Here is a 14906-nt window from a genome sequence, read left to right as displayed (position 1 = left end):
GATCGAACGGTCTAGGAAGGCGTTCTCGCCTAATTGAGGTTTTCGACGAGCAGCGCATCGACCCGTTGGAAGCCCCGCGGAAGTTTGTTTCCGCGCCGTCCACGCTCACCTTTGTAGTGCTCGAGGTCGTCGGCTTTCAGTGACAGGGTCCGTTTGCCAGCCTGCAACACCAGGGTGGCGCCTTCCGGCAGAACGGCGATGTCCGTGACATATTCTTCGCGACTGGCCACGCGCTCACCGGAAATGCCAATGATCTTGTTGCCTTTGCCCTTACCTAATTGTGGCAGATCGCTGATTTTGAAGATCAGCAGGCGACCTTCGGTCGTGACCGAGGCCAGCCAGTTCTGCTCACGATCGGCCACAGGACGCGGCGCAATGACCTTGGCGTTGTTCGGCAGGCTCAACAGCGCCTTGCCAGCCTTGTTCTTCGCTTGCAGGTCTTCGCCTTTGACCACGAAGCCATAACCGGCATCGGAGGCAATCACGTACAGCGCATCGTCTTCGGGCATCAGCACGCATTCGAACGAGGCGCCCGGTGGCGGCGTCAGACGGCCGGTCAAGGGTTCGCCCTGACCACGGGCCGACGGCAAGGTATGCGCGGCGACCGAATAGCTGCGGCCAGTGGAGTCGATGAACACGGCAAACTGGTTGGAGCGCCCCGCCGCCGAGGTCTTGAAGCCATCGCCGGCCTTGTACGACAGACCGGTGGCGTCGATGTCATGGCCCTTGGCCGAACGTACCCAGCCTTTTTCCGACAGTACGACGGTGACTTTCTCGTTCGGCAGCAGATCGTGCTCGCTCAACGCCTTGGCTTCGGCGCGCTCGACGATTGGCGAGCGGCGGTCGTCGCCGTAGGTTTCGGCGTCTTTGAGCAGCTCGGTGCGCACTAGTTTCTTCAGCTTCGCTTCGCTGCCCAGCAGGGCTTGCAGCTTGGCCTGTTCCTTGAGCAGTTCGTCCTGCTCGTCACGCAGCTTCATCTCTTCCAGTCGCGCCAACTGGCGCAAACGGGTGTCGAGGATGTAGTCGGCCTGAATCTCGCTGAGGGCGAAACGCTCGATCAGCTTGGCTTTCGGGTGTTCCTCGGTGCGGATGATGTGGATCACCTCATCCAGGTTGAGGTAGGCGATCAGCAAACCGTCCAACAGGTGCAGGCGCCGTTCGACCTTGTCGAGGCGGAATTGCAGGCGGCGACGCACGGTCAGCACGCGGAATTCCAGCCATTCGACCAGCAGCGCACGCAGGTTTTTCAGCTGTGGCTTGCCGTCCAGGCCGATGATGTTGACGTTGACCCGGTAGGTCGACTCCAGCTCGGTGCTGGCGAACAGGTGCTGCATCAGCGCTTCGTGATCGACGCGGCTGTTGACCGGGATGATCACGATGCGGCACGGGTTTTCGTGGTCGGATTCGTCACGCAGATCGGCGATCTGCGGCGCTTTCGACGGTTTGGCCTGCATCAGCGCGGCGATCTGCTCCAGCACCTTGGCGCCGGAGACCTGATGCGGCAGCGCGGTGACGATGATGTCGCCGTCCTCGACGTGGTACACGGCGCGCATACGCACCGAGCCCTTGCCGGTTTCGTACATCTTCAGCAGGTCGGCGCGCGGCGTGATGATTTCCGCTTCGGTCGGATAGTCCGGACCCTGAATGTGTTCGCAGAGCTGTTCGACCGTGGCTTTCGGCTCATCGAGCAGACGCACGCAGGCGGTGGCGACTTCGCGCAGGTTGTGCGGCGGCACATCGGTGGCCATGCCCACGGCGATACCGGTGGTGCCGTTGAGCAGAATGTTTGGCAGGCGCGCCGGCAACACCAGCGGCTCCTGCAGGGTGCCGTCGAAGTTCGGCCCCCAGTCTGCGGTGCCCTGGCCCAGTTCGCTGAGCAGCACTTCGGAATAGCGCGACAGCCGCGCTTCGGTGTAACGCATGGCGGCGAAGGACTTCGGATCGTCTGGCGCACCCCAGTTGCCCTGGCCGTCGACCAGCGTGTAGCGATAGCTGAACGGCTGCGCCATCAGCACCATCGCTTCGTAGCACGCCGAGTCGCCGTGAGGGTGGAATTTACCGAGCACGTCACCGACGGTACGCGCCGATTTCTTGTGCTTGGAATCAGCGTCCAGTCCCAGCTCGCTCATGGCGTAGACGATACGCCGCTGTACCGGCTTCAGGCCGTCGCCGATATGCGGCAAGGCGCGGTCCATGATCACGTACATGGAGTAGTTGAGGTAGGCATTTTCGGTGAAGTCAGCCAGCGAGCGGCGTTCTACGCCGTCTAAGCTGTCTGCAAGGATGTCGCTCATGCGGGCCTCATCGGTTCGTTGTCTGGCGCAGCAGCATGGTGCCGCCGCGCTGGGTAAATTCAAGTTTGTTCAGGGCGCTCATGCCGAGCAGCACCTGATCGCCATGCAGCCCCGGCGCCACCAGTGCGCGGACATCGCGCAGCACGATGTCGCCCATTTGCAGGCGGGCAATCTTCGTTCGATAGCCCTGGCTCAGGCCGTTGGCCGTGCTCAGGGTCACGCCGAAACCTTCTTGCAGCTTCAAACGCTGGGCCAGATCCGCCGGGATCGCCACATCGGTCGCGCCGGTGTCGAGCATGAACTCCACCGGCTCGCCGTTGATCTGGCCGCTGGCGACAAAATGCCCTTGGGCATTGCTCGCCAGTTTCACTTCGATAAAACCTTCGCCCTGCTCCGACGTGACCACGATGTTCGGATTCTGCTGGCGCTGCTCCCACTGACCGAAAAACCGCGTCGCGAGAAACAGCGCCGCGCACCAGGCGAGGATCATCAACACCCGACCGGCACGCTTGCCCGGCGGTTGCTGGCTCATGGCCTGGCACTCCAGCCACCGTCCGGCGCGGCAAAGCGCCAGACCACCGGGCGGACTTCGCCGTCGGCACGCGGGCCAAAATTGTTGTCGACGCCGATCCAAGCACCTTCGGCATCAATGATCAGCGCTTCTTCCAGTCCGTAGTTCTGCGAGTAGCGGCGATTTTCCTGCAACAGTTCGCCGGCATACGACCAGCACTGCTCGACCTTGGCCGTCTGCGCATCGCGACGGCAGATGTCGAAAGCGTTGCGTTCGAGGGTAAACAGCTTGCCGTTGAACAAGGAAATGTCGGAAAAGTCGCGATGAACCGCTTTCGCTTTCGGAAACTGTGGCGGCTGCATCTCCTTGCCGCCCTCACTGAGCAGCACGCAGCGACCGTCACAATCCCACACCGTCTGCTGGCGCTTGATCAGCAGCAAACCGCGCTTTTGCCGTTCGGCGGCCAGCCACATCTGATCACCGGCCGGGTTGATCGCCAGGCCTTCGAAGATCGAATTGAACTTGAGCAGCAGGCCGCTCGCCCGCGCTTCGCGAACCAGCAGCGGCGAGATTTTCAGCCAGTTAGCCGGGCCACTGACCGGCACCTGCAACACCGCCGCATGGGCCTCACTGACGATGTAGCGATTGCCTACGCTGTCGCAACTGATGCCCTCGAAATCCAGATCGCCACCGCGAATGAACGATGCAGCCCAGGTGCGCGAACTCAAACCCCACGGCAAGCCGCTCTCCGGCACGGGCGGCACGTCGATGTGCACGGTTTGCGCCTGCCAGACCGGATCGCGGGTATCGAGCCGATAGATCTGCTCGTCATCGCGATCGGAAACCGTCCACAGCTCATTGCCGCACATGGCCAGACCCGACAGGTTACCGCCGCGCATGCCTTCGACCGGGTGTTCGGAAAGCAGCCGCAATTGTTGCAGCGGCTCGGCCGACACGCTCAGCGCACTCAGCAGCAACGCACCCGCCAAGGCCCAGCCAAACTGCATCAGGCCAGCACCTCGGCGAGGTTGCCTTTGGATTCCAGCCAGGATTTGCGGTCACCGGCGCGTTTCTTCGCCAGCAGCATGTCCATCATTTCCGAGGTTTCGGCGAAGTCTTCGCCCAGCGTCAACTGCACCAGACGCCGAGTGTTCGGGTCCATGGTGGTTTCACGCAGCTGCGGCGGGTTCATTTCGCCCAGACCCTTGAATCGGGTGACCTGCGGCTTGCCGCGTTTCTTCTCGGCGACCAGGCGATCGAGAATGCCGTCGCGCTCGGCTTCGTCGAGGGCATAGTAGATTTCTTTGCCGAGGTCGATGCGGTACAGCGGCGGCATCGCCACGTAGACGTGACCGGCATCCACCAACGGGCGGAAGTGCTGAACGAACAGCGCGCACAGCAAAGTCGCAATGTGCAGACCGTCGGAGTCGGCGTCGGCGAGGATGCAGATCTTGCCGTAGCGCAGCTGGCTCATGTCCGCCGCGCCCGGATCGACGCCGATGGCCACGGCGATGTTGTGCACTTCCTGGCTGGCGAGCACTTCACTGCCGTCGACTTCCCAGGTATTGAGGATCTTGCCGCGCAACGGCAGGATCGCCTGGAATTCCTTGTCCCGCGCCTGTTTGGCCGAACCGCCGGCGGAGTCACCCTCGACCAGGAACAGCTCGGAACGCATCGGGTCCTGCCCGGCGCAGTCAGCCAGTTTGCCGGGCAATGCCGGACCTTGGGTGACGCGTTTGCGCTCGACTTTCTTGCTCGCCTTGAGGCGACGACCGGCGTTATTGATCGCCAGTTCGGCCAGGGCCAGACCAGTTTCCGGGTTGGCATTGAGCCACAGGCTGAAAGCGTCTTTCACCACACCGGAGACAAACGCCGCTGCTTCACGGGAAGACAGACGCTCTTTGGTCTGGCCGGAGAATTGCGGTTCCTGCATTTTCATCGACAGGACGAACGCGATGCGCTCCCAGACGTCTTCCGGCGCCAGCTTCACGCCGCGCGGCAGCAGGCTGCGGAATTCGCAGAATTCGCGCATCGCATCGAGCAGGCCCTGACGCAGACCGTTGACGTGCGTGCCGCCCTGCGCGGTCGGGATCAGGTTGACGTAGCTTTCCTGCACCGCGTCGCCACCTTCCGGCAGCCACAGCAGCGCCCAGTCGACCGCTTCCTTATTACCGGCGAAGGCGCCGCAGAACGGCTCGTTCGGCAGGCGCTCGAACTCGCTGACCGCATCGACCAGATAAGAGCGCAGGCCGTCTTCGTAATGCCACTCGACTTTCTCGCCGGTGCCTTTGTCTTCGAAGCTGACCAGCAGCCCCGGGCACAACACAGCCTTGGCCTTGAGCACGTGCTTGAGGCGGCTGATGGAAAATTTCGGTGAGTCGAAGTATTTCGGGTCCGGCGCGAAGTACACGCTGGTGCCGGTGTTGCGCTTGCCGACGGTGCCGACGATTTCCAGCTCGGAGGCCTTGAAGCCGTCCTTGAAGGTCATCTGGTATTCGTTGCCGTCACGTTTGACCCGCACGCGCACTTCGGTCGACAGCGCGTTGACCACGGAAATACCCACCCCGTGCAGACCGCCGGAGAACTGGTAGTTCTTGTTGGAGAACTTGCCGCCCGCATGCAACTTGGTGAGGATCAGTTCGACGCCGGACACACCCTCTTCCGGGTGAATGTCGACCGGCATGCCACGGCCGTCGTCGCTGACTTCCAGCGAATGGTCGGCGTGCAGGATGACCTGCACCGATTTGGCGTGGCCGGCCAGGGCTTCGTCGACGCTGTTGTCGATGACTTCCTGGGCGAGGTGGTTCGGCCGACTGGTGTCGGTGTACATGCCGGGGCGTTTGCGCACCGGGTCGAGGCCCGAGAGGACTTCGATGGCGTCGGCGTTATAAGAACTAGCGCTGGGAGTGGCCATAAGGTCTCGTCGTCAGTCATTCATGAAAGAGGGGCAAGACTTCACAGCGTGGTGAAATCGATTGCCTGATACATATCGGCAGCCATGCCGGCAAAACTCAGCAACGCCGGCAATTGCCCGGCAAAGCCCTGGAAACTGTGGTCGCCGCCCGCCTGGATGCGCAAGGCACAGGCGCGGTAATACTGTTGGGCGAGGCGATAATCCAGCGTTTCGTCGCCGGTTTGCAACCAGACCTGATAACGCTGCGGATCCTGCGGTGGTGGCACTTCCAGTTCGGCCAGCGCCGTGACGTGGTCGTGGGTCAGTTCCCAGGTTTCATCGGTGTAGAGGTTCTGCTGCGTGCCCAGATAACCATCGAACATCCGGTGCGGGCTGACCGCCGGGTTGACCAGCAGGGCTTTCAGGCCATGGCGCTCGGCCAGGTGAGTCGCATAGTAGCCGCCGAGCGAACTTCCCACCAGCAACGGCCGGCCCAGCTCGGCGATTGCCTGCTCGAGCTGACCGATGGCTTCACGCGGATGGTGATGCAGCGCCGGCACACGCAATTGCTCGCTCAATCCCAGCCGCTCCATGACCGCGACCAGCTGACAGGCCTTCTTCGAGGCCGGCGCGCTGTTGAAACCGTGGATATAGAGGATCGAACCGGACATTTGAGCTCCCTGGCTGTCGGCGAAAGATAGCGGAGTTTACAGGGAGTCTGCATTGGATGGGCCATACAAATGCACCTGTAGGAGCTGCCGAAGGCTGCGATCTTTTGATCTTGTCTTTTAAAGCGAAAATCAACAGATCGCAGCCTTCGGCAGCTCCTACACGGAGGTCTCAGTAACCGTTGGAGCCGTAATCGACTGTGAACTCGAAGTCGGTGACTCTTTCGATACCGGTTTCCAGTTGCCCATCCGGCAACAACCGCAGCCAGCGATACCCCGGCGCCTGCTCGCCCACTTTGAAATCCGCACTCCCCGGCTCGAACTGGATGCACGTCGAAGGCGAAGCCATCAAGCGCACGCCATTGCGTTCGCGATCGATTTGCTGATGCACATGCCCCCACAACACCGCGCGAACCTGCGGGAAGCGATCCAGCACTTCGAAGAACGCTTCCGGGTTGCGCAGGCCGATCGGCTCCATCCATGCGCAGCCGATCGACACCGGATGATGATGCAGGCACACCAGATGATGACGCTCCGGCGCCTCGCTCAGCGCGCGGGCCAGCAGCTGCAACTGATCATCCTGCAGATAGCCCGGCACCGAACCCGGCACCGCCGAATCCAGCATCGTCACCCGCCAATTGCCGATATCGACTACCGATTCGAGCAAGGTGCTCTGCACCGCCGCCTCGGCCATGACCATCGGCTCGTCGTGATTGCCGGGAATCCAGCGCGCGGGCGCACTGATCTGCGCGCTCAGTTGGCGGAATGCCTGATACGACTGCAGCGTGCCGTCCTGGGAAATATCGCCGGTGGCCAGCAGCAGATCGATCTGCGCCTGTTGCGCCAACACCAGGTCGATGACCCTTTGCAGGCTCTCGCGGGTCTTCATGCCCAGCAGCGTGCCGTCCGCCTCGGCGAACAGGTGGCTGTCGGACAACTGCACCAGCAGCGCCGGGTCGGCGCTGGTCAATGTCGATACGCTGGGCAAGGCGCTCTCCCGGGGCTAAGCACGCAATGGATGGGTGCGGCAATTATGCTGGGGGATGACACAAAGGGGAAACCGCCGAAGCGGACGCAGTTCACAACTAGCGAACGACTTCGTACTCGTGCCCCAACGCCAGACAGTGACTCAGCCATTCGCCCAGAAACACATTGAGCTGGGCCTTTTCATCGGGCTGGTGCATGGCGGCGTTCGGATAAGGATAGATGCCGCGAAAGCGTCGTGCATGTTCGGCGCTGACCACTTCGGCCATGCGCGCGTCGTGATAGACCTGCACTTCCAGTTGCGGCACCGGCAACCACGGCAGGCTGTGCTCCTGGCGCACCTGCAAGGTCGTGGTGTACGGGCAGGTCTGCAGCACTTCGAGGGCGAGCACGCCGAGCATCTGCTCGCCCTGGGTCACGGCGATACGCCGCGCCTCGGGTTCGTTGCGCATGTCCGGCAGCAGTCGCATCAGGCGCGCGTAGTTGGCCTCGCAGGCGGCTTGCAGCCCAACGAGGTCAACCCGATAACGATCGCGCAGCTTGTTTACGACCATAGCCCCCTCACTTCGGCGCGGTTCAGCGCCAGCCACTGCAAGGCGATGATGCTCGCCGCGTTGGCAATACGTCCGTCACGCACGGCCTGCAAGGCATCTTCAAAGGCCCAGACCGTTACGCGAATGTCTTCGGCCTCTTCTTCCAGCCCGTGCAGACCGCCGACACCGTCGGTGCTGCAACGCCCCAGATACAAATGCACGAATTCGTTGCTGCCACCCGGCGATGGGAAGTACTTGGTCATCGGCCACAACGCCTTGATGTCCAGCCCAGCTTCCTCCTGCGCCTCGCGGTGAGCAACTTCTTCCGGTTGCTCATCCTTGTCGATCAGACCGGCGACCAGTTCGACCAGCCACGGGTTGTCGGCCTTGCCCATGGCGCCGACACGAAACTGCTCGATCAGCACCACTTCATCGCGCTGCGGATCGTATGGCAGGACGCACACGGCATCGTGGCGCACGAAGATTTCCCGGTTGATCTCGCGGCTCATGCCCCCGGCGAACAGCTCATGGCGCAGGTGCACACGGTCGAGCTTGTAGAAGCCCTCGTAGCATTTTTCGCGCCGCACGATATCCACGGCGGTCGGAATGGCGTTGGCAAAGTCAGTCATGATCATCCTCTTTACTGCATATCCTTTACGAGGTTTCCGCGTACAACCGGCAACCTCGACTTCGCGCCATCCTAACGCGCCCGCACCGTTTGATGCAGCCCCTTTACCGTCAGCGGGATGGACGGTGAAGCTGAAACACACTCTAATCAGCTTAGTGGCGAACTGACTGCTTCGTTGAGAGTCGAAGCGGTAACTTTTTCGCCTTCCCCTGCTTTCGAAAGGACGCCCATGTCGCTTTTCAAAATTGCCTCTGTGGCCGCTATTGCCCTTACCCTGGGCGCTTGTGCCAGCCTGTTCCAGCCCAACTATCGCACGCCGCTGGAAACCACCCGCGACGCCTCGGAACAACTCAAACCCGGCTGTTCCAACCCCGATTGTCCGCTGGTGAACATCGACACCCTGCGCTTCCCGGGTGAGCCGGCGCTGGATGGCATCATCGAAAAACGTTTGCTGCAAATGACCCGCACCGAGAAGAACGCACCGGTCGCGCCAACCCTGGCCGCCTACCGCGAGCAGTTCCTCGCCAGCGCCGGCCCGCGCAACAGCAGCTATCTGCAAGCGAAAGTACGCGAGCAGCATGACGGACTGGTGATCATCGAGCTGTCGAGCTACCTCGACACCGGCGGCGCCCACGGCACGCCGGGTCGCGGTTTCATCAACTATTCGCGCCAGCAGCACAAGGTGCTGAATCTCTCCGACATGTTGCTGCCGGGTCAGGAAGAGGCATTCTGGAAAGCCGCGCAAGTGGCGCACAACAGTTGGCTGATCAGCACCAAGCTCGATCAGGAGGCGGAATTCGTTGCGAACTGGCCGTTCGTGAAAACCCCGCACGTGGCGCTGACCTACGGTGGCGTGATCCTCAAGTACGACGTGACCACCATCGCGCCCTATGCGCTGGGCCACGTCGAACTGAAGATTCCTTACCCGCGCCTGAACGGCATTCTCAAGCCCGAGCTGTTTCCCGGCCGTAACTGAAGGCCCGGCCCAGCACCAGCTGCAGCAACCCTGCCAGCACCAGCGCCGGCAGGGTTGCGCCGACATCCGGATACAGATTCGCCAGCAAATGGTAGGTGCTCACGCCACCCAGCCACGCCAGCAACGCCGGCCAGCGCAATGCGGCTGAGGCGACCTGAGCACTGCGCTTGCGCAGGATGAAGTGATCCACCAGCACCACGCCGAACAGCGGCGCGAACACCGAGCCGATCAACAGCAGGAAATTCTGGTACTGCGCCAACGGCGCCAGCAGTGCGATCAGCGTGCAGATCACGCCGATGGCCAAGGCCAGATGCTCGACTTTCAGACGCAACAGAATCCCGCTCGAGACCGCTGCCGAATGGATATCGGCAAAAGCGTTTTCCGACTCGTCGAGCAGAATCAGCAACAGCGGAATGCCCAGACCGGCACCAGCCAAGGCCAGCAGCAACGCATTGACTTCACCGCTCGGCGCAAACGCCAGGGTGTAGGCCACGCCAAGGCTCATCAGCCAGAAGTTGCCGATGAAGAAACCCACAGCCGTGCCACCGAAAACATTCTTCGCGCGTTTGCCGAAACGCGAGTAGTCGGCAATCAGCGGCAGCCACGACAGCGGCATGGCGATGGCAATGTCGAAGCCCACGGCAAACGGCATCGAACCGTCACCGGCGCGCGCCCACAGCGCAGCAAGGTCGGCTTTGGCGAACAGGTTCCAGGTCAGCCACAGGCACGCCGCGAGCAGCACCCAGATGCCCCACTTGCGCAGAATCTGCCGCACGAACGTCAACGGCCCGCTCACCGCGAGCAAGGTCGCCAGCGCACCGAAGAACAGCGTCCACAGCATCGGATTGGCCCACAGCGAACCTTCGCTGAAGGCGCGGGTGCCGAGCAGGCTGGCGGCATCGCGCATGACGATGATTTCGAACGAGCCCCAGCCGATCAGTTGCAGCAGATTGAGCAGCGCCGGCAGGCTCGCGCCTTTGCTGCCAAGGCTGAGTTTCAGCGCCGCCATCGATGACAGGCCGGTGTCACTGCCGATCACGCCGACAGCGGCCAGCAATAGCACGCCGACGAGCGTGCCGAGGAAGATCGCCAGCAAAGAACCGGACAGGCCCAGGCCCGGCGCGAGCAATGCGCCGGTCTGCAAAACCATCAGGCCGATGCCGAGGGAGAACCACAGGGAAAACAGATCGCGACCGCCGAAGACACGCTTGTCAGCGGGCACGGCGAGGTCGGGAGAATAAGTGCCGGGTTGAATGCTCAAGGGTGTTATCTCAAAGAGGAGCAGGAAAAAGCTGCAAGCTGCAAGCTGCAAGCCGCAAGTTAAAAGCGGTACGCGGACTGCTTCTAATCTTGCAGCTTGTAGCTTGCCGCTTGTGGCTAGACTTTCTTGTACAGCTGACTGCCTTCCTTCTTGAACCGCTCGGCCTGTTCCGCGAGGCCTTTGGCGACGTCCACATCGACCGCATCGATGCGTTGGTTGGCGGCGTATTCACGGACTTCCTGGGTGATCTTCATCGAGCAGAATTTCGGCCCGCACATCGAGCAGAAATGCGCGACCTTGGCCGAGTCCTTCGGCAGGGTTTCGTCGTGATAGGAACGTGCGGTGTCCGGGTCCAGGCCGAGGTTGAACTGGTCTTCCCAGCGGAATTCGAAACGCGCCTTGCTCAAAGCGTTGTCGCGGATCTGCGCGCCCGGGTGCCCCTTGGCCAGGTCCGCTGCGTGCGCGGCGATCTTGTAAGTGATGATCCCGGTTTTCACGTCATCCTTGTTCGGCAGACCCAAGTGCTCCTTCGGCGTCACGTAGCAGAGCATCGCGCAACCGAACCAGCCGATCATCGCCGCGCCGATACCCGAGGTGATGTGGTCGTAGCCCGGAGCGATGTCGGTAGTCAGCGGGCCGAGGGTGTAGAACGGCGCCTCGTCGCAGCATTCGAGCTGCTTGTCCATGTTCTCTTTGATCAACTGCATCGGCACGTGGCCCGGGCCTTCGATCATGCATTGCACGTCGTGCTTCCAGGCAATCTTGGTCAGCTCGCCGAGGGTTTCCAGTTCGCCGAATTGCGCTTCGTCATTGGCGTCGGCAATCGAGCCCGGACGCAGGCCATCACCCAGCGAGAAGCTGACGTCGTAGGCCTTCATGATTTCGCAGATTTCGTCGAAGTGGGTGTAGAGGAAGTTCTCTTCGTGGTGCGCCAGGCACCACTTGGCCATGATCGAACCACCACGGGAGACGATGCCGGTGACGCGTTTGGCGGTCAGCGGCACGTAACGCAGGAGCACGCCGGCGTGAATGGTGAAGTAGTCGACGCCCTGCTCGGCCTGTTCGATCAGGGTGTCGCGGAACAGCTCCCAGGTCAGGTCTTCAGCGACGCCGTTGACCTTCTCCAGCGCCTGATAGATCGGCACGGTACCGATCGGCACCGGCGAGTTGCGGATGATCCACTCGCGGGTTTCGTGAATGTGTTTGCCGGTGGACAGGTCCATCACGGTGTCCGAACCCCAGCGAATGCCCCAGGTCAGCTTCGCCACTTCTTCTTCGATCGAAGAACCCAGGGCGCTGTTGCCGATATTGCCGTTGATCTTCACCAGGAAGTTACGGCCGATGATCATCGGTTCCAGTTCGACGTGGTTGATGTTGGCGGGAATGATCGCGCGGCCACGAGCGATTTCTTCGCGGACGAATTCCGCGGTTATTTCTTGCGGGATGCTTGCGCCGAAGCTGTGACCGGCGTGTTGCTGCTTGAGCAGGCCGGCCGCGCGCGCTTCTTGCAGCTTCATGTTTTCGCGGATGGCGACGTATTCCATCTCGGCAGTGATGATGCCTTTGCGCGCGTAGTGCATCTGGCTGACGTTGGCCCCGACCTTGGCGCGGCGCGGGTTGTTGACGTGGGCAAAGCGCAGTTTGGTCAGTTCGGCATCGGCCAGACGCTGCTGGCCGAAGTTCGAACTCAGGCCCGGCAGGCGCTCGGTATCGCCACGGTCATCGATCCACGCTGAACGCACATCGGCCAGACCTTTGCGCACGTCGATGACCACGTTCGGATCGGTGTACGGGCCGGAGGTGTCGTAGACCGTGACCGGCGCATTGATCTCGCCGCCGAAATCGGTCGGGGTTACATCGAGGCTGATTTCGCGCATCGGCACGCGGATGTCCGGGCGCGAGCCCTGAACGTAGACTTTTTGCGAACGGGTGAACGGCTTGACCGATTGCTCGTCGACCTTGGCCGAGTCACTCAGGTTGATCGCGTTTTTTTCTTTTGTTGTCATCACAGGCTCTCCAGACAGCATCCAGCAGTGGATTGTCGGAGCAGAACCTGAAAGGCACGGACGCACCAGGACCGGTGCTGTGCATTCGTCATGGCGTTCGATTGTCGAACAATATCCCGGACGAAGCACAAGAGGACTCGCCGGGTGACGAGAAATCTTGTTCCCTACGCAGGCGCTAACCTGATCAGGTTCAACGGGATCCGAAATTATTCGATCTCAGCCTCATAGCAAGGCACCCCGACAAGAACCCGGCCAGTCTAGACACAACCACCGAGGAACGCCAACACCGCAGCAAACGCCATGATGAATGGCGTAAATACCCAGGCTGGCCGATTGTTGCCGGAGCAATGCGCAACTACACTCGCTTGGCCTGCTCAGCCTTGACGCTGTGCGGGCTGCGCCTTACCTTTGGCGCCCGGATTACTTCCATAATATTCATGCTAGGGATCGCCTCATGCTGCGCAAACTTTCACTGGCTGTTGCCGTGTCCTGTGCGTCCAACACAATGGCCTGGGCAGCGGAAGCACCCTTGTCGACCAAAACCGATCTGGTCAGCGTCTACCAGGAAGCGGTCGACAATAACGCCGACCTCGCGGCGGCCCGCGCCCAGTATGGCGCGCAGAAAGAAGTGGTGCCGCAGGCCCGCGCCGGTCTGCTGCCGAACCTGTCCGGTGGCGCCGAAGTCGCCGACGTGCGCACCTCGATCGACCAACCCTCGGCCATCGCCAACCGCAGCGCGCATTCCTATCAGGCGACACTGGCGCAGCCGCTGTTCCGCGCCGATCGCTGGTTCCAGTATCAAGCAGCCAAGGACGTCAACGAACAGGCCGCGCTGCAACTGTCGGCGACCGAACAGAACCTGATCCTGCAATCGGCCGAAAGCTACTTCAACGTGCTGCGCAGCCAGGACAACCTGGCCTCGACCAAGGCTGAAGAAGCGGCGTTCAAACGTCAGCTCGACCAGTCCAACGAGCGTTTCGATGTCGGCCTCTCGGACAAGACCGACGTGCTGCAATCGCAAGCCAGTTACGACACCGCGCGAGCCAACCGTATCGTCGCCCAGCGTCAGGTCGATGATGCGTTCCAGGCGTTGATCACCCTGACCAACCGTCAGTACAACTCGATCCAGGGCATCGTTCATACGCTGCCGATCCTGCCGCCGGCGCCCAACGATGCGAAATCCTGGGTCGACACGGCGGCGCGGCAGAACCTCAATCTGCTCGCCAGCAACTACGCGGTCAGCTCCGCCGAGCAGACGCTCAAGCAGCGCAAGGCCGGCCACTTGCCGACCCTCGACGCCGTGGCGAAATACGAGAAAGGCGACAACGACGCCCTCGGCTTCGCCAACCCCAACTCGTTCGGCGCGCCTTATGGCGGCAACGTCGAGCAGAGCACCCTGGGCCTGCAACTGAACATCCCGATCTACAGCGGCGGGCTGACCAGTTCGCAAGTGCGTCAGTCCTATGCGCAACTGGATCAGAGCGAACAGCAGCGCGAATCGCTGCGCCGGCAAGTGGTGGAAAACACCCGCAATCTGCACCGCGCGGTGAACACCGACGTCGAGCAGGTGCAGGCGCGCCGCCAGTCGATCATCTCCAACCAGAGCGCGGTGGAAGCCACGGAAATCGGTTATCAGGTCGGCACACGGAACATCGTCGACGTGCTCGACGCGCAGCGCCAGCTGTACACCTCGGTGCGCAACTACAACAACACCCGCTACGACTACATCCTCGACAACCTGCGCCTGAAGCAGGCCGCGGGGACGCTGAACCCGGGTGACCTGGAAGACCTGCGGCGTTATCTGAAAGCCGACTACAACCCGGACAAGGATTTCCTGCCGCCGGATCTGGCGTCGGCGGCCGAGGCGCAGCTCAAGGCCCGGCCTTAAACAATCTGGATGAATCCCCTGTGGTGAGGGGATTTATCCCCGATCGGCCGCGCAGCAGTCGTAAATCCTGCTTGCCAGATCTGACTGAATCACCGCGCTGAATGGTTTTGGGGCTGCTTCGCAACCCAGCGGGGATGAATCCCCTCACCACAGCATGGCCCGGCCATAAACAATCTGGAATGAATCCCCTGTGGTGAGGGGATTTATCCCCGTCCGGCTGCGCAGCAGTCGTGAATCCTGCTGGCCAGATCGGACTGAATCACC

At 61.7% G+C, this 14906-nt stretch carries 12 protein-coding genes and 1 riboswitch; of the genes, 2 read left to right on the top strand and 10 right to left on the bottom strand.

All coding sequences use genetic code 11. The features are described 5' to 3' along the window. Window positions 1–29: 29 nt before the first annotated feature. From parC to AC0IXA_RS12660, 8 genes are all read right to left on the bottom strand, one after another. Window positions 30–2294 carry a DNA topoisomerase IV subunit A gene (gene parC / locus AC0IXA_RS12695; protein ID WP_125917491.1) on the bottom strand — a complete coding sequence of 755 codons (2265 nt, stop codon included), beginning with the start codon at window positions 2292–2294 and terminating at the stop codon, window positions 30–32. 7 nt (window positions 2295–2301) lie between these two features. Beyond that, the gene (locus AC0IXA_RS12690; protein ID WP_122601468.1) at window positions 2302–2826 is read right to left on the bottom strand and encodes a retropepsin-like aspartic protease family protein; all 525 of its coding nucleotides are present in this window, start codon (window positions 2824–2826) and stop codon (window positions 2302–2304) included. After that, entirely contained in the window at window positions 2823–3812 is a 990-nt protein-coding gene (locus AC0IXA_RS12685) for an esterase-like activity of phytase family protein (protein ID WP_341638469.1), read from the bottom strand. Before AC0IXA_RS12685 ends, AC0IXA_RS12690 begins: the two co-directional genes overlap by 4 nt. Beyond that, a complete protein-coding gene (gene parE / locus AC0IXA_RS12680; protein ID WP_024011346.1) occupies window positions 3812–5719 on the bottom strand; it encodes a DNA topoisomerase IV subunit B in 1908 nt (635 codons plus the stop codon). Before parE ends, AC0IXA_RS12685 begins: the two co-directional genes overlap by 1 nt. A 41-nt stretch (window positions 5720–5760) precedes the next feature. After that, window positions 5761–6369 (bottom strand): YqiA/YcfP family alpha/beta fold hydrolase, encoded by a 609-nt coding sequence (locus tag AC0IXA_RS12675; RefSeq protein WP_016771970.1) that lies wholly within the window; start codon window positions 6367–6369, stop codon window positions 5761–5763. Window positions 6370–6538: 169 nt separating this feature from the next. Further along, on the bottom strand, window positions 6539–7354 hold the full coding sequence (cpdA, locus tag AC0IXA_RS12670) for a 3',5'-cyclic-AMP phosphodiesterase (RefSeq protein WP_341638468.1): 816 nt from the start codon (window positions 7352–7354) through the stop codon (window positions 6539–6541). 97 nt (window positions 7355–7451) lie between these two features. Then, window positions 7452–7904 (bottom strand): DUF1249 domain-containing protein, encoded by a 453-nt coding sequence (locus AC0IXA_RS12665; RefSeq protein ID WP_016771972.1) that lies wholly within the window; start codon window positions 7902–7904, stop codon window positions 7452–7454. Next, complete coding sequence (locus AC0IXA_RS12660) at window positions 7895–8512, bottom strand: NUDIX domain-containing protein (protein WP_024011344.1); 618 nt, start codon at window positions 8510–8512, stop codon at window positions 7895–7897. The genes AC0IXA_RS12665 and AC0IXA_RS12660 overlap by 10 nt, the downstream gene beginning before the upstream one ends. A gap of 228 nt (window positions 8513–8740) precedes the next feature. Between AC0IXA_RS12660 and AC0IXA_RS12655 the strand changes: the two genes are divergently transcribed. After that, window positions 8741–9487: an RsiV family protein gene (locus AC0IXA_RS12655; RefSeq protein ID WP_186567420.1), complete on the top strand. Its 747-nt coding sequence runs from the start codon at window positions 8741–8743 to the stop codon at window positions 9485–9487. Here the strand turns inward: AC0IXA_RS12655 and cytX are convergent. Together cytX and thiC are read right to left on the bottom strand one after the other, a co-directional pair. Next, window positions 9456–10748 (bottom strand): putative hydroxymethylpyrimidine transporter CytX, encoded by a 1293-nt coding sequence (gene cytX / locus AC0IXA_RS12650; protein WP_341638467.1) that lies wholly within the window; start codon window positions 10746–10748, stop codon window positions 9456–9458. The two genes, AC0IXA_RS12655 and cytX, sit on opposite strands and share 32 nt — an antisense overlap. A gap of 116 nt (window positions 10749–10864) precedes the next feature. Next, a complete protein-coding gene (thiC, locus tag AC0IXA_RS12645) occupies window positions 10865–12754 on the bottom strand; it encodes a phosphomethylpyrimidine synthase ThiC (RefSeq protein ID WP_471813288.1) in 1890 nt (629 codons plus the stop codon). A 144-nt stretch (window positions 12755–12898) separates the two neighbouring features. Beyond that, a riboswitch (TPP riboswitch) is annotated at window positions 12899–13004 on the bottom strand. 204 nt (window positions 13005–13208) lie between these two features. Here thiC and AC0IXA_RS12640 point away from each other — a divergent pair. Further along, window positions 13209–14642 carry a TolC family outer membrane protein gene (locus AC0IXA_RS12640; protein WP_016771977.1) on the top strand — a complete coding sequence of 478 codons (1434 nt, stop codon included), beginning with the start codon at window positions 13209–13211 and terminating at the stop codon, window positions 14640–14642. Window positions 14643–14906 lie beyond the last annotated feature (264 nt).

It is taken from the genome of Pseudomonas sp. AC083 (assembly GCF_979253165.1).
Note: the sequence above shows the minus strand (reverse complement) of the source record. Positions and strands in the feature narration are given on the sequence as shown.